Source organism: Parabacteroides faecalis (assembly GCF_022809355.1).
GTDB lineage: Bacteria > Bacteroidota > Bacteroidia > Bacteroidales > Tannerellaceae > Parabacteroides > Parabacteroides faecalis.
Genome location: NZ_JAKZMM010000019.1, coordinates 28,216 through 49,708 on the forward strand (window position 1 = coordinate 28,216; position 21,493 = coordinate 49,708).

13 protein-coding genes and 1 pseudogene are annotated in these 21,493 nt (G+C 42.1%); 6 read left to right on the plus strand and 8 right to left on the minus strand.

Going from position 1 to position 21,493, the window contains the following annotated elements; translation table 11 throughout:
- Window positions 1-22: 22 nt before the first annotated feature.
- Window positions 23-1,603, plus strand: coding sequence for a RagB/SusD family nutrient uptake outer membrane protein (locus MUN53_RS08865; protein WP_243324882.1), 1,581 nt, complete (start codon window positions 23-25; stop codon window positions 1,601-1,603).
- Window positions 1,604-1,644: 41 nt separating this feature from the next.
- Here MUN53_RS08865 and MUN53_RS08870 read toward each other — a convergent pair whose 3' ends face one another.
- Window positions 1,645-2,391 (minus strand): nitroreductase family protein, encoded by a 747-nt coding sequence (locus MUN53_RS08870; RefSeq protein WP_243324891.1) that lies wholly within the window; start codon window positions 2,389-2,391, stop codon window positions 1,645-1,647.
- A 197-nt stretch (window positions 2,392-2,588) separates the two neighbouring features.
- Between MUN53_RS08870 and MUN53_RS08875 the strand changes: the two genes are divergently transcribed.
- Both MUN53_RS08875 and MUN53_RS08880 read left to right on the plus strand, forming a co-directional pair.
- Complete coding sequence (locus tag MUN53_RS08875) at window positions 2,589-3,746, plus strand: acyltransferase (protein ID WP_243324892.1); 1,158 nt, start codon at window positions 2,589-2,591, stop codon at window positions 3,744-3,746.
- Between the two features lie 118 nt (window positions 3,747-3,864).
- Entirely contained in the window at window positions 3,865-6,051 is a 2,187-nt protein-coding gene (locus MUN53_RS08880; protein WP_243324894.1) for a tetratricopeptide repeat protein, read from the plus strand.
- A gap of 4 nt (window positions 6,052-6,055) precedes the next feature.
- On the opposite strand, the pseudogene MUN53_RS08885 reads toward MUN53_RS08880, so the two are convergent.
- From MUN53_RS08885 to MUN53_RS08905, 5 genes and pseudogenes are all read right to left on the minus strand, one after another.
- Window positions 6,056-6,907: pseudogene (locus MUN53_RS08885) on the minus strand (exodeoxyribonuclease X C-terminal domain-containing protein).
- Between the two features lie 93 nt (window positions 6,908-7,000).
- Window positions 7,001-7,768, minus strand: a complete 768-nt coding sequence (gene lpxA / locus MUN53_RS08890) for an acyl-ACP--UDP-N-acetylglucosamine O-acyltransferase (protein ID WP_243324896.1) — start codon at window positions 7,766-7,768, stop codon at window positions 7,001-7,003.
- Window positions 7,769-7,788: 20 nt separating this feature from the next.
- The gene (locus MUN53_RS08895; RefSeq protein WP_394803062.1) at window positions 7,789-9,186 is read right to left on the minus strand and encodes an efflux transporter outer membrane subunit; all 1,398 of its coding nucleotides are present in this window, start codon (window positions 9,184-9,186) and stop codon (window positions 7,789-7,791) included.
- Window positions 9,183-12,611 (minus strand): efflux RND transporter permease subunit, encoded by a 3,429-nt coding sequence (locus MUN53_RS08900; RefSeq protein WP_243324899.1) that lies wholly within the window; start codon window positions 12,609-12,611, stop codon window positions 9,183-9,185. The genes MUN53_RS08895 and MUN53_RS08900 overlap by 4 nt, the downstream gene beginning before the upstream one ends.
- A 34-nt stretch (window positions 12,612-12,645) precedes the next feature.
- Complete coding sequence (locus MUN53_RS08905) at window positions 12,646-13,854, minus strand: efflux RND transporter periplasmic adaptor subunit (protein WP_243324901.1); 1,209 nt, start codon at window positions 13,852-13,854, stop codon at window positions 12,646-12,648.
- 669 nt (window positions 13,855-14,523) lie between these two features.
- Between MUN53_RS08905 and MUN53_RS08910 the strand changes: the two genes are divergently transcribed.
- The 3 genes from MUN53_RS08910 to lepA all read left to right on the plus strand — a co-directional run bounded on the left by MUN53_RS08910 (window position 14,524) and on the right by lepA (window position 18,238).
- The gene (locus MUN53_RS08910; RefSeq protein ID WP_243324903.1) at window positions 14,524-15,159 is read left to right on the plus strand and encodes a hypothetical protein; all 636 of its coding nucleotides are present in this window, start codon (window positions 14,524-14,526) and stop codon (window positions 15,157-15,159) included.
- Between the two features lie 87 nt (window positions 15,160-15,246).
- Window positions 15,247-16,053, plus strand: a complete 807-nt coding sequence (locus MUN53_RS08915) for a M23 family metallopeptidase (RefSeq protein ID WP_394803063.1) — start codon at window positions 15,247-15,249, stop codon at window positions 16,051-16,053.
- 397 nt (window positions 16,054-16,450) lie between these two features.
- Window positions 16,451-18,238, plus strand: a complete 1,788-nt coding sequence (gene lepA, locus MUN53_RS08920) for a translation elongation factor 4 (RefSeq protein ID WP_022456351.1) — start codon at window positions 16,451-16,453, stop codon at window positions 18,236-18,238.
- Between the two features lie 95 nt (window positions 18,239-18,333).
- On the opposite strand, the gene MUN53_RS08925 is transcribed toward lepA, so the two are convergent.
- Complete coding sequence (locus MUN53_RS08925; RefSeq protein ID WP_243324905.1) at window positions 18,334-20,055, minus strand: bifunctional metallophosphatase/5'-nucleotidase; 1,722 nt, start codon at window positions 20,053-20,055, stop codon at window positions 18,334-18,336.
- Window positions 20,056-20,244: 189 nt separating this feature from the next.
- A complete protein-coding gene (locus MUN53_RS08930; RefSeq protein WP_022456349.1) occupies window positions 20,245-21,492 on the minus strand; it encodes a DUF1015 domain-containing protein in 1,248 nt (415 codons plus the stop codon).
- Window position 21,493: the final 1 nt, after the last annotated feature.

The following is a 21,493-nucleotide window of genomic DNA, read 5'->3' on the forward strand; positions in this document are numbered from 1 at the left end:
CTGTTAATTGTATTTAGAGTATATGAAAATGACAAATAAATATTTGATGTTCGTTAGTGCCGCTTTATTATTGGCTTCTTGCGATTTGGATAAGCTTCCAGAAGGTCAGTATGTAGGTGGTGAACAAAATGAAGGCGTTATTGAACAACGTCCTAATATGACAGTCGCTGCTGTAAATGGTATGGCTGCCAAGTTAAATGCCTTTGCTACGGTTTCTACACCGGAAAATCCTGATCATAACGATTATGGCCTTGCTGCAGTCCATCAAGCTTTGGAACAAGGTGGACAAGATATGCCTTGTACAACATCTGGTTATAATTGGTTTAATCGTTGTCAGAATTATGCAGACCGCCTTTATACTAGTTCTGAAGATGAATTGATTTGGAAAATATTCTATAATCACATGGATGCAGCAAATAAGGTTTTGTTGTTGACCGAAGGAACTGAAGATCCTGAAATGTTGATTTATAGAGGACAGGCTTTCGCTGCACGTGCTTATGATTATCTGAGTCTCGCTCAAGCTTATCAGTTTACTTATGCTGGACACGAGAATGCTTTGTGTGTACCTATTGTTACGGAAAACATGACATTGGAAGAAAAACAGAACAATCCTCGTGCTACAGTTCAGCAGGTATATGATCAGATCATGAGCGATTTGAGTCAGGCTCTTGATTTATTAGCTGGTTATGATAATGGTTCTAACAAAGACAAGATTGATGAGTCTGTAGCTTATGGTTTGCGTGCCCGTGCTAATCTGTTGATGCAGAAATGGGCTGAAGCAGCCAGTGATGCAGAAAAGGCTATTGCCGGTGGTACTCCGCAGTCTTTGGCAGAAGTTTCTAAACCGACATTCAACTCTGCTTCTGCAAGTTCTTGGTTATGGGGTGTTTTGATTACTCCGGATAACGATGTTGTAACAACAGGTATTATCAACTGGCCGTCTCACTTGTGTTCATTGACTGGTAACGGTTATACCACATTGACGGATTCATTCCGTTATGTAAGTTCAGCTTTGTATGACCAGATTCCGGATACAGATATCCGTAAGCAATGGTTCATCTCTCCGGAAGGAACATCTACATTGGTTGACAATGAAACAGTAGATGGTACTCCGGTTATCGAATACTTCGGTTTGTCTCCTTACACCAACGTGAAGTTCGGTGCTTATCAGGATGTGATGGGTAATACAACCAACTCACAAGACTGGCCTTTGATGCGTGTTGAAGAAATGTATCTGATCAAGGCTGAAGGTGAAGCTATGTCGGGTAACCTGACTAAGGCTAAACAGACACTGGAAGACTTCGTGAAGACTTATCGTAACCCGTCATACGCTTGTACTGCTTCTTCTGCTCAGGAAATGCAGGACGAAATCTGGTTACAGCGTCGTATGGAATTGTGGGGTGAAGGTTTTGCCTTGTTCGATATCCTGCGTCTGAAGAAACCGATTATCCGTAAGAACACAAACTACGAAGCAATCGTTCAGTTCAATCTGGAACCGGAATCTCAGATCATGATTTATCGTATTCCGCAGTGCGAAATGGAAACTAACAAAGGTATCAAAGAAGAAGACAACAACCCGGCTGCTCCGCAACCGACTGTATAATGGATAAGTCTTATACATTCATTTATGATTCTCTTTATCTTCTATTTCAAGAACCCCTGATCTTTCAGCACCTGAAGAAGAACTTCAGAGAAGTGTTCGTTGTTGGCTTTTGTATAGCGTAGGTCTGTGAAGACCTGAGCCAAGGTTTCTTTCTGGTTGATACGTACAAATTCTTGGTTGACAGCCAACTCTTCTTTTTCCCGATAGAACTGATCGATGGATGTCTGTGTGTAATCGGTATATGTTTCCTGGTGCATGATGGCAGCCAAAGGTAAGCGTTCCGATTGTTCAGGCTGTGGTTCTGCCGGGTATCCCAACGTGATCGTAATAATGGGAACCACTAATTTCGGTAAGGAAAGAATCTTTATGATCTGGTCGGCATTATAAGCTGTTGTTCCTAAGTAGCAAAGTCCAAGACCTTTCTCTTCGGCAGCTTCGGCAAAAGCTTCGGCAAAAAGCATGGCGTCGATGGTGGCAGCCATGAACATTTGCAGATTGTCAAAACCAGCCTTTGCCTTCCGTTGTTCTGCCCAGTGGACAAACCGATTGACATCGGCACAAAAAGTCAGGACTACGGGAGCCTTTGTTACCATGGGCTGGTTGAAATGCGCCGGAGCCAGTTGAGCTTTCCGTTCCGGATCGCGGGTGACAACCACACTGTATAATTGCATGTTTCCTGTATTGGAAGCACGTGAAGCAACTTCCAGCAATTCACATAATAATTCTTCAGGAACATCCTGTTCTGTGTATTGACGGATACTCCGTCTTTTCTTCATACATTCAATCATAAATATAAGTATTTGAATTTATTATTCGTGTAAATTACGAAGTTCTCGTTTCAGTTGGTGAACTTTTTCCATGTTGTTTTTATTTATTGGAGTGAGACACTTTTTATTTCCTTACAAACTTACATATAAAAATCCGACTGTTACAATCTATTTTCTTTTTATCTTTACCGCATTAATAATACTTAATCAAATAAAACATGAAAGAAGCACTTATTTCTAAGCCATCCAAACACATTGTCTGGCTTGACGTGGTTCGTCTGGTTGCCATGTTCACGGTTGTTTGTTGTCATAGCGCAGACCCTTTTAATTTCTATGCAGGTGATCCTACTGCAGATATTGCAAGTATCAAATATTGGGGAGCGATTTATGGATCCTTGCTCCGTCCGTGTGTGCCGTTGTTTGTTATGATTACTGGCGCATTGTTGCTTCCCGTAAAAGAGGAGAGTGGTCCCTTTTATAAGAAACGTATCAGTCGTGTGTTCTGGCCTTTCCTGGTGTGGTCAGTTCTCTATAATCTGTTTCCTTGGCTGACAGGCGTATTGGGATTTGAGCCGGATGTGATACTAACGTTCTTTCCTTATGCCGGAGAGGATGTTACTCGTCAGGCATTGACAGTTTCACTGGGATATATCGGTCAGATACCGATGAACTTTTCGGTCGTTGATGTACATATGTGGTATATTTATTTGCTGATAGGACTTTATTTGTATATGCCGATCTTTTCGGCTTGGGTAGAAAAGGCTTCAGAGAAAGCCAAGCTGTGGTTTCTGTTAGGCTGGAGTGTCACATTGTTTGTTCCTTATTTAAGGGAATATGTCAATCCTTATATATGGGGAGCTTGTTCGTGGAATGAGTTTTATATGTTGTATTATTTTGCCGGATTCAATGGCTATTTGTTATTAGGCCATTATTTGCGTCACCATGACTGGAGTTTATCGAAGATTCTGTTGGCGGGAATACCGATGTTTGTGGTTGGTTTTGGAGTGACGTTTGCCGGTTTTAGGCATATTACATCTTTGCCTGAATTTACAGAAGAACAGCTGGAATTGTTCTTCTACTATTGTTCTCCGAATGTTGTAATGATGACGATTCCTATATTTCTGTTGTGTAAGAAGGTTGAAATTCGTTCAGTATGGATACAGAAAGCTTTGGCCAACCTGACAGTCTGCGGTTTCGGTGTATATATGATTCATTATTTCTTTACAGGACCCAGTGTCGCCTTGATGCGAACCTTACATGTTCCTATTTGCTTGCAGATACCGTTGGCTGCCGTCTTGGCTTTTGCAGTTTCCTGGGCTTTGGTTCTGTTGATCCGTCGTCTGACAGGGAAAACCGCGAAGTATTGGGTGGGATGAGTTTAGGCTTAGAGTAGATGAGGTTATAAGTCAGTGAACTTAAAAACTCATCAACTTGCAAACTTACAAACCCAAAACATGTTATCTTTGTGATAGATTTATTGTTTACTAGACGTTTATGACGATACAGGATATAAATAAGACATATAGCCGGATTATAGAATGGCTGGATCGGAAGGAATTAAAGAATGTGTTTGATGGCTTGCAAGGATTGATTGCTGGTTCGGGACATTATAATTTCCAGGATAAGTTAGATGAATTGCAGGAAACCTATAAATATATGCTGCGCTATCGGATGGATGGCATACAAGATCCGATGCAGGAACAGATTTACAGACAGATACAAGCCTCTGCCTATGAACTGGCGGATGCTGTGAAGCTGAAAGCGCTGGCTACAGATTCTCCTTTATATTATTATAGCCGCCGTCGTTCCTTGAAGCTTTCTTGTGCTATTCCTTTCCGGAATTTGCATCAGCAATTGGGTAGTGTGCAGGATATGAAAGCTGCTGATGCGGATATCCGTGTTAAACAGGAATTGGAAGCTGCCTGTCTGACTTTATTTAACAAGATCTGGATTTCTGATCCTTTATCTACAGAAGAAGTTTGTGAACTGCAAGCCGTTCTGCAAGATGAAGAGTTGCCGGAAAGTGTAGGTTGCCAGGTCGTTTCAGCCTTGTTGTTGGGGCTTGAAGAATATTTCGATAAAGAAAAGATGGGTCTTTTGTTTGATGCGGCTTCCAGCCGGAAACAGGAAATATCCGTCCGTGCCTTGATTGCGATACTGCTTATTCTGTATAAATATCGGAAGCGTATTTCGTTATATCCTTTCGTCAGCGATCGGATGTCGGCCTTGGCAGAAGCCTTGCCTTCGTTTACACAAATCATTCAGACCATTATCCTTCGTTTTATTCTGTCGCGTGAGACGGAGAAGATATCAAAGAAACTGTGGGATGAAATCTTGCCGGGAATGATGAAACTGAGTCCGACACTGGGAGAAAAGATCAATCTGAAGGATTTGAATCCCGAACAACTGGGTGATGAGATGAATCCGGAATGGCAGGAATCTATTTTTGCCGACAAAGAATTAAGCCGGATGATGACAGAATTCAGTGAGCTGCAAATGGAAGGTGCCGATGTCTTGCATTCAACCTTTGTTCATTTGAAGAATTATCCGTTTTTCCGGGAAATCGGTAACTGGTTTTTACCGTTTACTGCCGGACACTCGGCTCTGGAATCAGGTTTTAAAACTAACAAGAGTGAATTGCGCTTGTTTGAACAAATGACGCAAACCTCGTTTATGTGCAATTCTGATCAGTATTCATTTTTCCTGAGTATGCTACAATTGCCGGAAGCAGCCCGGAGTGCTATGATGGGACAATTCAATGAACAGACGGCAGAGATGATTCGTCAGAATCGGGAAGAGCTGTTGGAAAAACACTCGAAAGTAGAACAGATTGCCGGACGTTATATTCAAGATTTATATCGTTTCTATAAGCTTTTCCCAAGTCATCTTGATTTCGATGATATTTTTACCTATACGCTGGATTTCCATAATTTATCGGAAGTCAGACCTTTCATCTCTGATGCAGTCAGCCTGACTGCCATTGCTGAATACTATTTGCGCAAGAACTATTTTCAGGATGCGTTGACCATCTTTGAAGAATTGATCAAGCAAGATTCCGAGAACGATATCTTATATCAGAAAGCCGGTTACTGTCGTCAGATGAATGGTGATTTGGAAGGTGCTTTGAAGGATTATTTACACGCAGATCTGTTGAATCCGAACAGTAAATGGATTATTCGTCGGATAGCGGTTTGTTATAAGACCTTGAAGCAACCCGAAAAGGCTTTGGCGTATTATCATCGTTATGAAGCCTTGAATCCTGATAACTTATCCGTTCAGATCAGTATCGGGCATTGCCATCTGGAGTTGAAGAATTACAATGAAGCTTTGAAGTATTATTATAAGGTCGATTATCTGGATACGAGCAGTCATAAAGCCTGGCGACCGATTGCCTGGTGTTCGTTCCTGACCGGAAAGTATGATCAGGCCCGGAAATATTACAAGAAGATATTGGAAGCTCAACCCAATATGCAGGATTATCTGAATGCCGGACACACCGAATGGGTTTTGCAGAATAATAAAGCGGCTTTGGACTTCTATAAACAGGCTGTAGAAAAGGAGAATGGAGACTGGTTCAAGTTTTATAATCAGTTTGAGCAGGACATTCCTGATTTGAAGAAAGCCGGTATTGAAGAAGACGAAATACCGCTGATGCTGGACCAGTTGCGATATATGCTATAATGTATTAATGTTTTAAGCGGACATAATAGAGACGGGTATATTTGATACCACGATACTCAAATGTTTTGAATATGCGGGCCTAAGAGATATGCAGGATTTCTCCGGCCCGATAAGCATGTTCGAGAGCCGATAACTGACCGGAAACCAGGCTGGGATAAAGTGCCGGAAAAATGATGATAACCCGGTTACCGTGTATATCTGTCGATCCGACGATCTGGTTTACATAAAACACAGGCTCATTTCCATTCACACCCGTTTTATAGGGATCGTCTTCCAACCGTACATGAGTTACCTTTAGGGTGAAGTCTTTGACGGTTTGTCCTTTTACACCCAGATATTGAGAGGTCTCATTTACTTTCTTCTTTTGTTTGATCCGATCTAGATGTATGGAGACATAGACACGTGCCATTTGAACAAAGCGTTCTTGTTTCGGGATGCGTGGCGTATATTTATTGGCAATCCAGATGACATACGCCGGGTCAATTTGTAGGATTTCATATAAATAATGGCCTCTGTATTTTCCAAACCCAATCAAGTCATCGCCTTTGGACGCCATATGCTTCTCATTGTATTCAACAATCAGCAGTTTACGTTTGGAACAAAAGAACATCGAGGTCGCCATCCGCAGCGATTCCTGAATCTGTTCGCTTAAATCCTGAATGAAGAGAATGGGATTTCTTTCGAGTTCCGGCGAATAGCACCAAAGAGAATATTTCGGTTTGTTATCGTGAGGAAGTACCAACAGATATACACCCGATACTTTATAAGACTCACGGCCTTCGTTATAATGTCGTAATTGTTCGTACAGTTTTACTTGTTCATCTGCCGACATTCCGGGTATGACGGGTCTTGCCATAGAAACCTCCTTTTCTAATAAAAACAAAAAAGGCGACGTCTTGGTTCATTTTTCCAGACGTCGCCTTCAGTATGTAATGGAATCTCTACCGTTTTATTCCCGGATGATTCCTAATTCGGATGCTTCTACAAATTGAATGATGTGTTCAATCTCTTCACTCATAGGAACCTGATCACGAATCATCAATAACGCATCAAAGACACTACAGTTGCTTTGGAAAAGAATTCGATAGGCATGACCGATATGTTTGATGACCTTGGCGTCGAAACCTTCATGCGATAAAACAACTGCGTTCACACCATAGTAACAAGTCGGTTCTTTAGCCGCTACGATATAAGGCGGAATATCTTTCCGGAAGCGGCATCCCGTCTGGATCATAGCCCAAGTACCAATTCTACATCCTTGGCTGACGAGAATGTTTCCTCCGAAAATAGCGCAATCCTCAATTTGACAGTTGCCGGAGATTTTACTTCCGTAACCGATCACACAGTGGTTACCAACTTTCGTATCATGAGAAATATGAACTCCTTCATGGATAAAGTTTCCATTTCCTATTTGAGTTTGACCATCGGCTGTTGCCCGGTTGATCACCACGTTTTCACGAATTACATTATTGTCACCGATGACCAGTAATGTATCGCCACCTTTGTATTTGAAATCCTGTGGCTCAGCACCCAATACGGCATGTTGGAAGACACGATTTCCCTTTCCCATGCGAGTTCCGCTCAATACGCTGGCATAAGGCATAATTTCGCAGTTGTCGCCTATTTCTACGTTTTTATCTATGTATGCAAACGGATGAACAATAACATTGTTCCCTAATTTTGCACTTGCATCGACATAAGCTAAAGGACTAATCATAATTGTATCTTTTTAAACGGTTATTCTCTTCCTCCACCTAATGCACTATACAGATTGATAACAGCTTGGATGCGCTGGATATTATCTGAAACTTCCGTTAACTGTGCACTTAACAGGCTTTGTTGTGATGTTAGTATTTCCAAATATGTAGCACTACCGCTTTGGAAAAGATCTTTTGTATAGACCACCGCTTTTTCCAACTGTTCGATGCGTGCTTTGTCTTCAATCAGCTTGTTGTTGCAGGCATCATACAAATGGAGAACGTCGCTTACTTCCTGACCTGCCGACAAAATCGTTTGCTGGTAATTCATTTTCGCGATTTCCTCTTCTGCTTTTGTAACCTTTAAGTTGGCAATCAGTTTACCATTATTAAAGATCGGCTGAGCTAACGATGCCAATGCCTGGAACATGAATTGACCCGGATTGGAAACAGTGATTCCTGAACCGTTTGTCCATCCGGCTGTCGCTGTGATGTTCAGACCCGGATAAAAGGCTGCACGTGCTTGGTTGGTTGAATAATAAGCACTGGCCAGATTCATTTCTGCAATCTTAACATCCGGACGGTTTGCCAGCAGCTGCAAGGGAACACCTGTTGTTAGGTCTTCAGGCATGATCTGTTCGTCCAATGTTCCTCGGTCGATTTGCTGAGGAGCTTTTGCCAATAAAACAGATAAAGAGTTTTCTGTTTCACGAATTTGTCTTCTTAAATCGATCAAAGATGCAGAAGTCTGATGATAAACGGCACGGGTTTGAGTTACAGCTGCCTCAGTTGTCATACCCGCTATTTTCATGGCTTCCATTACACGGACATTCTCAGCATAAATATCCACTGTTTTGGCAGTGATTTCTTCCTGCTGGTCCAACATGAGTAGCGTGTAATACGTATTGGCAATACCGCAAATCAATTGAGAACGTACAGCCTGTTGTGCATACTGACTTTGCAAATAAGCTGTCTTCTGACTACGACTTGCATTTAATAATTTACCGAATAAATCTACTTGCCAGCTGGCTGCAACAGGAAGTGTATAGGCTTTAACAAAACTGCCACCGTCCATGGTAGTTGCAGTCCCTTGCGGAGCCAGATTGATGGAAGGCAAGAATGATAAGCGGGCAGATGTCAGCATGACACGTGCTTCTTCCACACGCAAGATAGCAGCTTGCATATCTACGTTATTGGCCAATCCTTCTTCAATCAGAGCTTGCAGTTTCGGGTCGGTAAACATCTCTTTCCAGGGAACATTACCCATATTGGTTGTATCCGTTACGGCCAATGTGTCTGTAAGAGAAATCGGATCCCGATAGATGCCGTCAGCGTTGATATCCTCAGGACGATCATACGCTTTGTAAATGTGGCAACTGCTGAATAAAGCAGTTGCGCACATCATATAAAATATATTACTTGTTTTCATCCGAATCATTCTTTTGTTTGTGTATATTGTTCAATTTCGCTATTCATATCACTGTTGTCCAAATCATCCCATTCAAGAGGCTTGATTTTCTCTTGCAAGTACTGGAATGCGACGAACAATACAGGAACAATAAAGATCTGGAATATCATACCAATTAACATACCACCGATGGCTGAAGCTCCCAGAGTACGGTTACCGTGAGCTCCTACACCGAAGGCAAACATCAACGGAAGCAAACCGATAATCATAGCCAATGAAGTCATCAGGATAGGACGCAAACGGGCACCGGCTCCTAATACAGCCGCCCAAGATATACTCATACCCATTCGGCGTCGGTCGAGGGCGAACTCTACAATCAAGATCGCATTCTTAGCCAACAGACCCATCAACATGATTAATGCAATTTGCATATAAATATCATTAGACATCGTTCCCAAGATCATCTTTAATGCCGGGATGCTACCCAGTGATCCCATTCCGTTGACGAATAAGAAGCTTCCTAACAAACCGAACGGGATAGACAGCAATACGGCCAACGGCAAAATATAACTTTCGTATTGGGCACTCAGCAACAGATAAACGAATACGAAACAAAGTACGAAGATAATGGCTGTGGTTCCACTACTTGTTTCGGCTTCTTCACGAGCCATACCACCTAATTCATAACCGAAACCTGCCGGCAAGTTTTGCTGGGCTACTTCAGCGATGGCCTGCAAAGCCTGACCTGATGTATAACCGGAAGCAGGAGCAACCATGACTTTAATAGATGTATACAGGTTGAAACGGCTGATCACATCCGGACCATATACTTTCTTCATGGATACAAACTGAGAGATAGGAGCCATTTCTCCGCTGCTACCACGAACTTTGATGCTGTTCAGTGTTTCCATGTTTTTCGTTGCATCCGGTTCTGCCTGGATCATTACACGGTACATTTTACCGAAACTGTTGAAGTTAGAAGCATAAAGACCTCCGTAATAACCTTGCATTGTTGAAAGAATGTCGCTCGGACTGATTCCGGCTTTCTTACAAGCGGCTGCATCGATATCCAACATGTATTGCGGGAAGCTCGGGTTGAATGTCGTTTGTGCACGGCTAATTTCTGGACGGGCATTCAAGGCTGAAATATAATCTGTAATGACATTAAAGAAACGTCCTAAGTCACCACCTGTCTTATCCTGCATGTTCAATTCAATATCACTGGAAGCTGAATAACCAGGAATCATAGGCGGAGCGAAGAACAATACCTGAGCGTCTTTAATGATCTTCTGGGAACGCATGAACAAAGATCCAACAACGATATCTGAGTTCTGCATCAATGAACGTTCTTCCCAGTTTTTCAGTTTGATGATGATAGATCCGTAAGAAGGACCTTGACCTCCGATAAATCCAAAACCAGAAATAACGGTTCGTGACTGAACGGCAGGTTCTGCAGCAATCAAGCTATCTACTTTGTTCAATACTTCCATAGCTCGTTCTTGTGACGTTCCAGGAGGCAAGGTTACTGCACCCATGATCGTTCCTGTATCTTCATTAGGCACCATACCGGTCGGAGTCGTATTCATGAAGAAGATCAAAAGGGCAATAGCGGCAACTACCAGTCCGAATGAAAGAACTGATTTCTGGATGAAGAACAATACGTTTTTCTTGTATCGGTTCAGAATCGATTCATACGTTGAGTTGAATGCCTTCTTGAATTTATCGGTCGTCATACCCAACAGTGCCAAAACACTAATGATGACGAAGATGACGCACAGTACCGGGTGTTCGCTAAAGCTGAACATACCAGATATCATACCAATAATAGCAATGAATGTAAAGATCAATGTGATACTCGGGTGGAGCAGTTTTCCGATCGCATCCGTATAACGGCGAAGCAAGATGGTCCGGGATGCTTTCATCGCTGTGCCCACACGTTCTTTCAGGCTGGTCTCATCTCCATGAGGTTTCAGCAAGATTGCACAAAGGGCAGGTGACAATGTCAAGGCATTCAAAGCAGAGAATCCGATTGAGATAGCCATGGTCAAACCGAACTGACGGTAGAATGTTCCGGCTGTACCTTCCATGAAACTTACAGGAATAAATACAGACATCATGACCAAAGTGATAGAAACGATGGCTCCACCTAATTCGTTCATGGCGTCGATGGAAGCTTGCTTAACCGACTTATATCCTTGGTCGAGTTTCGCATGGACTCCTTCGACGACGACGATGGCATCATCGACCACAATCGCAATGGCTAGCACCATCGCAGACAATGTCAACAAGTTCAAACTGAAACCGATCAATTTCAATACGAAGAAGGTACCGACCAAAGCAACCGGGATGGCAATTGCCGGGATCAAGGTAGAACGCATATCTTGCAAGAAGATATAAACCACGATAAATACCAGGATAAATGCTTCGATCAAAGTCTTGATAACTTCGTGGATAGAAGCAAACAAGAAGTCATTGGCATTTTGTGCGATGTTAATACCCAGTCCTTCTGGCAAAGATTTCTCAGCCTCTGCCAAAACTTTTTCCAAGTCAGATATGGTTTGGGTTGCATTGGTTCCTGCCATCTGATAAACGATACAAGAAACGGCTTTATGACCGTTTACCGTATTATTAAATGTATAAGCCAAACGACCTAATTCCAAATCAGCAATATCGCCTAAGCGGAGCACTTCACCGTCGGGCAAGGCTTTAATAACAATGTCGGCAAACTCACCGGGCTTTTGCAGACGACCTTTATAACGGATGGTGTATTGGAAAGACTGGTTTCCGCGTTCACCGAACTGACCAGGAGCTGCTTCGATGTTCTGTTCAGACAACGCTGCTGCAATGTCGTTGGGCACTAATTTGTATTGAGCCATGATATCCGGCTTCAACCAAATACGCATTGAATAGTCCTGACCTAACACGTTGGCATCACCTACACCATTTACACGTTTGATTTCCGGAATCAAGTTGATGTTGGCGTAGTTTTCGATAAACTCAATGTTGTATTTGTCTTCCTTGTCGTACAATGAGAATACCATCAACATAGAAGTCTGTCTTTTCTGTGTTGTCACACCGACTTTTGTTACTTCGGCAGGCAACAGACCTTGTGCCATGGATACACGGTTCTGTACGTTTACGGCTGCCATATCCGGATCAGTACCCTGATTGAAGTAAACACTGATATCAGCCGAACCGGTGTTTGAAGCCGTTGATGTGATATACATCATGTTTTCCACACCATTGATCTGGTCTTCAAGTGGGGCAATGACAGAATTCAATACGGCAGTCGCATTGGCTCCCGTATAAGTCGCTCTAACCGATACGGTAGGAGGGGCGATGTCCGGATATTGGGTAATAGGTAAGGTCGTAAGACCAATAACACCCAGGATGACTATCAAAATAGAGATTACGGTTGATAGCACCGGACGGTTTATAAATCTATCTAATTTCATTTTATATCTGATTTAATTGTCTATCCTATAAAAATTAATTGAAAGCGGTTGCCAAGTTACCATCACGCTGATCTTTCAGGTGCTGTTGGTATTTCGCTTCTTGTTGTGCTTGTGTTATAGGGGTGATCTTTTGCCCGTTGTGCAATTGTTGTACACCTTCAACCACGATCTTGTCAGAAGCATTCAATCCGCTGGTTACAATGTAATTCTGACCATCATTCAAATCAGAGATCTGTACTTCTGTATATTTCAGTGTGCTGTCGGGTTGCAATACATAAACGAACTTCTTGTCCTGGATTTCAACCGTAGAAGATTGCGGAATCAGGATGATGTTATCCATTGCGTACGGGAAAATAACATTTCCTGTACCTCCACTACGCAAGATGTTATTCTTGTTCGGGAAGATTGCACGCATACTTACAGAACCGGTTGTCTGATCGATTACACCACTGACAGCATCAATCTTTCCTTCATCATTGTAGAAGCTTCCGTCGGCCAGCTGTAATTTGACTGCCGGCATTTTCTCCAGTTCTTCTTTTAAAGAAGTTCCTGTTTTTGTCAGTTGCAGCAGGTCTTTTTCTGTCATGGAGAAATAAACATACATGTCGTTGATTTCAGAAACCGTTGTCAGCGGTTCAGCAATAGAGGGACTTACCAAACTACCGATACGATAGGGGAATGTACCGATTACACCATTCGAAGGACTGGTAACGGTACAGAAATCCAAGTTTTGTTTGGCACTTACTTCCGATGCTTTTGCTTGGGCCAATGCAGCCTTGGCCGATAACAGATTGTTGACAGCTGTTTCGTATTCAAACGAACTGATGATTTGCTTTTCAAACAGCATATGTTTATTCTTTTCTGTCAGCGTCAATGTTCGTAAGTTCGCTTCGGCTGTTTCAACAGCTGCTTTTGCCTGATTATAGGCTGCCTGGTATTGAGTTGGATCTATTTGAAACAAAGCTTGTCCTTTCCGGACAGTTGCACCTTCATCTACACAAAGTTTGACAATAAAACCGGAAACCTGCGGACGGATTTCGATATCCTGTGTTCCTTTGATTGTCGCTGGGTAAGATTTCGTCTGGTTACTAGAAGTCGTTGTTACTGTAGCAACAGCATATTCGTCGTCTCCCATCTTCATTCCACTTTGGCTGTTTCCACAAGAAAACAAAATAAACCCAGTAGCACATATTGCCATGTACTTACCCTGAGTTACCATAAACTTCAAAAAATGTTTCTTCATATAATTGTTAAATTTGAAAATTATTCTTGAATTAACTATTGCGCTTATTTTTCGCTCCCTTTAGGAATGCTGCTTTGTCATTTCCTTTTTTACTCTTATTTTAGTCACAAAGGTAATTTATTTCTATAAAACGGGGGAATTACATAGTTTTATTTTAACCATATTTGTGTGCATATTATATCATTTTCTCAAACGAAAGATATCGTTTTGGTACAAAATGAATATTGATTGTTCCGTATAGAAATTGTGCCATATAGCTTTTTAAGGAAAGAAAAAGAAGGGAGATGTATTCCGTATGGTCTGTTCTGCTTGGATTGAGGTTTGAATCTGGTTAGAAACTAATTTTTTGACAGCTGTCGTAAAGCTTTACTATATATGTGATAAAGCTTTTTGACATATATGGAAAAGCTTTACCACATTTGTCAAAAATATGAATGGAAGTGAAGTTTGTATCACAACCTGCCTAGTTTGTATGTCTTTGTCTTGAAATGAAGGTGGAAGATGGTTGATTTGTCTGCGGAAATGTTCTCTTTTTCGGTAGTGAAAAAGGGATGCTTTAAAATCAAAATGGAGAATAAAATCACTTTTTACGTAATATTTTTATGGCAAACACTTGCTTTTCCATAATTATTGCTTACTTTTGACCTAGTAACTTAAATTAAAATCATCATGAATACCACGATTGTTATTTCGGAAGTACTGAGTACTAGTTGGAAAAACGTAAAGTCTCAAATTTGGATTTTGGCTGGTTTGTTTATCGGCTTGTGTTTGATTGCCTTTACAGTTAGTTTGTTGATGATGCCTTTGTCGGCTTCAATGGGAGGCGGATTGCTTACAACGCTGATCAGTGCCCTTATCTCCAGTATTTTTGCCTTGGGATATATCAAGAATATGTTTCAGACAATGGATGGTGATGAGCCTCAGTTTTCGGCTTATATGTCGCACCCTTCCAAGATTGTTAATTACTTGATAGCTGATTTGCTTTTCAGTTTGCTGCTTATAGTGGGTCTTATTTGCTTTATTATTCCGGGAATATATTTGTACCTTCGTTTTCAATTCTTCGCACAGTTCATCGTAGATGAAAATGCCGGAATCCTTGAATCTTTGAAGAAAAGCTGGAATCTGACGGAAGGACATGAATTGTCTTTGTTCCTGCTTATGCTGGCCCAATTGCTTATCCTCATTATCGGAGTTGTTTTATTCCTTGTCGGATTGCTGGTAGCTTATCCTTTGGTCATTATGAGTCAATGCTATGTTTACCGTTTGTTGAACCGGCAGGCATACGTTGAACCGAATGATTTGTAGCAGAAAGACATATAACATTTTTTGTATTGCAGTTAGTTTCTTTTTCTACTACCTTTGTTCGAAATTTTTTTAAGAATGAAATTTCGGATCAAAAAGTATGTTTATAGCGGAATGTTCTTGGCTGTGCTCTTGCTAAGTCATTCGGCCCAGGATGTATATGGTAAGAAAAAGAATCTTCCTCCTGTTTTACCACCGGCAAAGCCTTCTTTCCCTGCGACAGAGATAACGATCCCTATGGTTGAGTTTCCTAAATATCCGGAAACAGGAAAGTTGGAATTACTGGCTTCTCCCCGTAAGATGATCACGACCGATTTTACCAGTCGGGAGATCAATCATATTGGAGTGGGAGATGCAGCCCGTTTTCAGGATTCGGATACGGAAATTATCGACTTGTCGTTGATACAGGAAGGCGATTATGCATTCCCTTTGCCGGGAGCAAAAGTGATATCTCCTTATGGCGGCAGGCGTCGTCATCATTCCGGATATGATATCAAGACGTGTCCGAATGATACGATTGTGGCTGCATTCGATGGTGTTGTGCGGCTTTCTAAACCGTATGCGGCCTATGGAAATGTGATTGTTATTCGTCATTATAATGGCTTGGAGACCGTATATAGCCATAACTCCAAGAATCTGGTCAAGCCGGGCGATGAAGTAAAAGCCGGAATGCCTATTGCTTTAACCGGACATACAGGTCGGGCAACAACGGCCCATTTGCATTTTGAAGTTCGCTTTAATGGCGTTCATTTTAATCCTAATTATGTCTTCAGCTTTTCGCGTCGTAAATTGAAACGGGAATGCCTGATTTGCCGAAAGAAGGGGAATCATATTTCCGTGAAACCGGTCAAAGCCCTGCCTCTTTATCTGATTGATGACAAAGAACAATCGAAATAATAAGCCATGAACTGGGAATTCTGTATCAAGATAGAAAAGAAAAGTCTATAAAAAAGAAAAGGTTGTCATCACGACAACCAATCTTCATTGCTAACCTTAAATCTAATACCATGAAAAACACAGTGCAAATATAGAGGTTTTATGTTATTCAGCATAATTTTGCGGCATAAAATCACTGCATTTAACTTGATTTATTATTTGGAAACGCTTTTAAGCTAAAAAGGACTCTTTGAAGCAGGAAAAATGCTCCAATGAAGTCTGTTACAAAGCCCTATGAGCTTGCGAAACCTTCCTTTTGACTGATTACAGACAAATGCTCCAAAGGACAGAAGGCTCTTCGATAATTGAATTTTTTGTATATTTGCAAACAGAAATGATTTAAGATACAAAGGACTAAATGAAGAATATCCGCAATTTTTGTATTATTGCTCATATTGACCATGGGAAAAGTACCCTGGCAGACCGTTTGTTGGAATATACGAATACGGTAGAAGGCAGAGATATGCAAGATCAGGTATTGGATGATATGGACTTGGAACGTGAACGAGGTATTACGATCAAGAGCCATGCTATCCAGATGAATTATACCTACAAAGGCGAAAGTTATATATTGAATCTGATTGATACGCCGGGGCACGTTGACTTTTCGTATGAAGTATCACGTTCGATTGCGGCTTGCGAAGGAGCATTGCTGATTGTGGATGCATCGCAAGGAGTTCAGGCGCAGACAATATCCAATCTTTACATGGCAATTGAGAATGATCTGGAGATTATTCCGGTTTTGAATAAGATTGATTTGCCGAGTGCCATGCCGGAAGAAGTTGAAGATGAAATCATCGACTTGTTGGGTTGTGACCGGAGTGATATTCTGCGTGCCAGTGGAAAGACGGGAGAAGGTGTGGAAGATGTATTGAACGCAATTGTAGAACGTGTTCCTGCTCCTAAAGGTGATCCGGAAGCTCCGTTGCAATGCTTGATTTTCGACTCTGTATTCAATTCTTTCCGGGGAATCATTGCTTATTTCAAGGTAGAAAATGGGGTGATCCGCAAAGGTGATCACGTGAAGTTCATTGCCACCGGTAAGGAATATGATGCTGATGAGGTGGGAGTTTTGAAGTTGGAGATGTCTCCTCGGGATGAAGTTCGTACAGGCGATGTAGGTTATATTATTTCCGGTATTAAAACGTCTAAGGAAGTTCGGGTGGGAGATACGATTACCCATGTAGCCCGTCCGGCATCGGAAGCCATCGCCGGTTTTGAGGAAGTAAAGCCGATGGTCTTTGCCGGAGTTTATCCGATCGAGACGGAAGACTTCGAAAATTTGCGCGCTTCATTGGAAAAGTTACAGTTGAACGATGCGTCTTTGACTTTCCAGCCGGAAAGTTCTGCGGCCTTGGGATTTGGTTTCCGTTGCGGTTTCTTGGGATTGTTGCACATGGAGATTGTTCAGGAACGTTTGGATCGTGAGTTTAATATGAATGTGATCACGACGGTTCCGAACGTATCATATCTGGTATATGATAAGAAAGGAAACTGTAAGGAAGTACATAATCCGAGCGGTTTGCCCGATCCGACGTTGATTGATCATATTGAAGAACCTTATATTCGGGCGTCTGTCATAACGAACACAACTTATATCGGACCGATTATGACTTTGTGTTTGGGCAAACGGGGTATTCTGGTGAAGCAGAATTATATTTCAGGTGACCGTGTTGAGATTATCTATGATTTGCCTTTAGGAGAAATCGTTATCGACTTCTACGACAAGCTGAAGAGTATTTCGAAAGGATATGCTTCCTTCGATTATCATTTGCATGATTACCGTCCGAGTAAGTTGGTGAAGTTGGATATTCTGTTGAACGGAGAACCGGTGGATGCGCTTTCAACACTGACTCATATCGACAACAGTGTTACCTTTGGTCGCCGGATGTGTGAGAAGCTGAAGGAACTAATCCCGCGGCAACAGTTTGAAATTGCTATTCAGGCAGCTATTGGGGCAAAGATCATTGCGCGTGAAACCATCAAGGCTGTACGAAAAGATGTGACAGCCAAGTGTTATGGTGGTGACGTTTCGCGTAAGCGTAAGCTGTTGGAAAAGCAGAAAGAAGGAAAGAAGCGAATGAAACAGATCGGAACCGTAGAAGTTCCACAGAAAGCGTTCCTGGCTGTATTGAAACTGGATTAAGTAACAAACGGTTATAAAGGAAAAGATCACAAAGTGTAGAGATTTATTCTCAGGCACTTTGTGATCTTTTTGTTTTAGAGAAGGTTCGTTATTGCTTATTCAAACAATAGCTTAGCGTCTCTTTCGGCAGCCTTTTGAGTCCATGCCTCCGGAATCATCTTCCATTGGTTGAGTGGCTGCGGAGACAAAGTTTTCTTATCTTTGATATACTGGATCATGTAGTAGCGAAGATCTTTTTCTGTTGCATTGACAATCCGGTCTTTTAACTGATCTTGTGGGATACCCGCCCCTTTAGTCAACAGTTCGCCGCCACCGTTACCACGATATGAGTTGAGAGCCACACGATAAGTCTTGTTAAGATCAAATGGTTCTCCATTAGCCAGGCTCTGGATCGTTATCTTTTGTCCGGCAGGTTTTGTTACATCGACAGTATAGATGATTCCGGCAGCCGAATCAAAGTTGAAGCTAGGATTCGTAAAGGTATACCCATTGCCGTCTTTCCGTTCTGTCAATAAAAGGAGATGATCGTCGGCTGATTGCATTTGGTTTGTCCAGATGGCATAAGATTCTTCGAGAAAGCCTTTGATCTCTTTTCCGGTCAGCTCCATGGTATAGAGCATGTTCTCATACTTATATAAGTTGAACATATCACTGATCCGAATGTCTCCTTCCTTGATTTCGGCATCAAACGAAAGTGGAGCGGCAAAAGAGATGTCGGCTCCGGTCAGATCGAGTTGCAGGGAATGAATGAAATCAATAAACGCTGACGGACCGAAATAGGCAGGGCGGGTAGAGATAGTCTCGGTAAAAGTACCGACTTTCTCTGAAACGAAGGTCTTGACTGCCTGATATTGGGGAGTAAACTGAGTCATGAATTCTTGACTTGGCTGTAGTTTATCCATGTCTGTCAGTGTTCCTTGAATACTTTTTCGTACGACTTTATCTCCGTCGACTGTTAGACTGATTTCTATATCACCGACTGTTCTTCCGTTATTCGCCGGATTGATCAGCAAGACGGAATCACCTTGGGCATTTGCTATCTTTCCGCAGAAACGGCGATGGTCATGTCCCATCATAATGATATCGAAGCCCGGAATGCATTCAGCTATTTCAGCAGAAGCGTCTTCCCGATATTTCCCGGCAACCGTACGAGCTTCTTTCCCGGCATGGAAGAGTCCGATAACTACATCCGGCTTTTCTTTTTCCTGAATGATCGGAATCCATTTGCGGGCTGTCTGTTCCATATCGGCAAAAGAAAGACCTTTCCACAATGTTTCGGGTAACCAAGTCGGAATAGCCGGTGTGATCATACCTAAAACAGCTATTTTGATACCATCACGTTCAATAATTTCATACGGCTTTAAATACGGTTGTCCGTCGGAAGTACGGATAATATTCGCTCCTAAAACCGGGAAATTACATTGCTTGATCCAGCGGTCGTAAACTGAATGTCCGGCTTCTACGTCATGATTTCCCATATTCCCGACAACGAATCCCATGTAATTCATCATGGCAGCTGTAATATGCGTTGAAACCGTATCCATGAAGTTGTAATAATAGGCAGAAGGTTGTCCTTGCAGAATATCCCCATTGTCCATCAGCAACAAATTATCTCCGTAAGTCTGACGTTCTTGCTGTACATAGGTATATACGCGGGCAAAACTACCGTTCCAGTCTTGTTGCGTGATAAAATTGTAAGGGAAAAAGTTGCCATGTATGTCGCTTGTTTCAATCAGCTTAAGCTTGACTTCGCGCGTAGTGGCAGAGAGGCTTAGGAAAGCCCACAATAAAAGAAAAATACTTGAAATTCGTTTCATAAAACGGGTATTAAAGATCTGTATTGATAAAACGGTACAAAAATAACACAGACCAGACAAACTTCCTTGTTCGGATATGTGAAAATCTGATGAAAGTTTGGCTGGTCTGTATCTTTATGACCTTATTTCCGAATTATATCAGTCGGGATTCCCGACTATGAGGAAAATATTCCATTCGGATATTTGAGTTTATTCCAATTTATGAATGACTAAACCTGAACGAAGCTTCGGTTCGAACCATGTTGTTTTCGGCGGCATGATATTACCCGTGTCGGCAATGTCCATTAATTGTTTCATTGTAACGGGATAAAGAGCCAATGCCATTTTCATTTCTCCGCTGTCAACTCTTTTCTTCAATTCGCCTAAGCCACGGATACCTCCGACGAAGTCTATTCGTTTATCTGAACGCAGGTCCTTGATGTTCAAGATTTCATTCAGGATCAGATTTGAAGAAATCGTAACATCCAGTACTCCGATCGGATCACTGTCGTCGTATGTGCCCGGTTTGGCTGTCAGTGAATACCAGTTTCCATCCAAGTACAAAGAGAAATTATGCAGACAAGCCGGCTTGTAAATATCAACCCCTTTGCATTCTACGGTAAAGTTCTTCTTCAGTTTTTCCAAGAAGGCTTCAGGTGTCAGTCCGTTCAGGTCTTTCACTACCCGATTATAGTCGATGATTGTCAACTGGTCATCCGGGAAACAGACTGCCATGAAATAATTGTACTCTTCATCTCCGCGATGATTCGGATTCTGCTGGGCTTTCTCGGCGCCAACCAAAGCTGCTGCAGCTGAACGATGATGACCGTCGGCAATATACAGTGCAGGAATCTGGGCGAACAATTCCGTAATCCGGCGAATATCCTCTTCCTGATCAATTACCCAGAAAGTATGTCCGAAACCATCACCCGGAGCAATGAAGTCGTATTCCGGCTTTTTGGCTGTATACTTGGCAATGATTTTGTTGAGCTCGTCGTTATGTGGATAGGCAAAGAATACCGGTTCGATGTTAGCATTATTAACGCGCACATGTTTCATTCGGTCTTCTTCTTTATCGCGACGGGTCAATTCATGCTTTTTAATCACACCATTCATGTAATCAGGTACATAAGCACATACGACAAGTCCGTATTGAATCTTCCCGTTCATGGTCTGGGCATAAACGTAATAACATTCTTTCGGATCTTGTACCAGCCAGCCTTTTTCCTGGAACATATTGAAGTTCTCGGCAGCTTTCTTATATACTTCAGGCGCATGTTCATCAGTGCCGACCGGAAAGTCTATTTCCGGTCGGATAATATGATACAGAGATTTTTCATTACCTTTGGCTTCTTCGCGTGCTTCATCCGAATTCAGCACATCGTATGGCCGTGAAGCAACCTGTTCCACCAAGTCTTTCGGTGGACGAATTCCTTTAAATGGTTTTATCGTAGCCATA

Excerpts from the sequence above, each read along its gene's own strand:
- MUN53_RS08865 (WP_243324882.1), top strand. The coding sequence starts at position 23 with ATGAAAATGACAAATAAATATTTGATGTTCGTTAGTGCCGCTTTATTA.
- MUN53_RS08870 (WP_243324891.1), bottom strand. The coding sequence starts at position 2,391 with ATGATTGAATGTATGAAGAAAAGACGGAGTATCCGTCAATACACAGAA.
- MUN53_RS08875 (WP_243324892.1), top strand. The coding sequence starts at position 2,589 with ATGAAAGAAGCACTTATTTCTAAGCCATCCAAACACATTGTCTGGCTT.
- MUN53_RS08880 (WP_243324894.1), top strand. The coding sequence starts at position 3,865 with ATGACGATACAGGATATAAATAAGACATATAGCCGGATTATAGAATGG.
- lpxA (WP_243324896.1), bottom strand. The coding sequence starts at position 7,768 with ATGATTAGTCCTTTAGCTTATGTCGATGCAAGTGCAAAATTAGGGAAC.
- MUN53_RS08895 (WP_394803062.1), bottom strand. The coding sequence starts at position 9,186 with ATGATTCGGATGAAAACAAGTAATATATTTTATATGATGTGCGCAACT.
- MUN53_RS08900 (WP_243324899.1), bottom strand. The coding sequence starts at position 12,611 with ATGAAATTAGATAGATTTATAAACCGTCCGGTGCTATCAACCGTAATC.
- MUN53_RS08905 (WP_243324901.1), bottom strand. The coding sequence starts at position 13,854 with ATGAAGAAACATTTTTTGAAGTTTATGGTAACTCAGGGTAAGTACATG.
- MUN53_RS08910 (WP_243324903.1), top strand. The coding sequence starts at position 14,524 with ATGAATACCACGATTGTTATTTCGGAAGTACTGAGTACTAGTTGGAAA.
- lepA (WP_022456351.1), top strand. The coding sequence starts at position 16,451 with ATGAAGAATATCCGCAATTTTTGTATTATTGCTCATATTGACCATGGG.
- MUN53_RS08925 (WP_243324905.1), bottom strand. The coding sequence starts at position 20,055 with ATGAAACGAATTTCAAGTATTTTTCTTTTATTGTGGGCTTTCCTAAGC.
- MUN53_RS08930 (WP_022456349.1), bottom strand. The coding sequence starts at position 21,492 with ATGGCTACGATAAAACCATTTAAAGGAATTCGTCCACCGAAAGACTTG.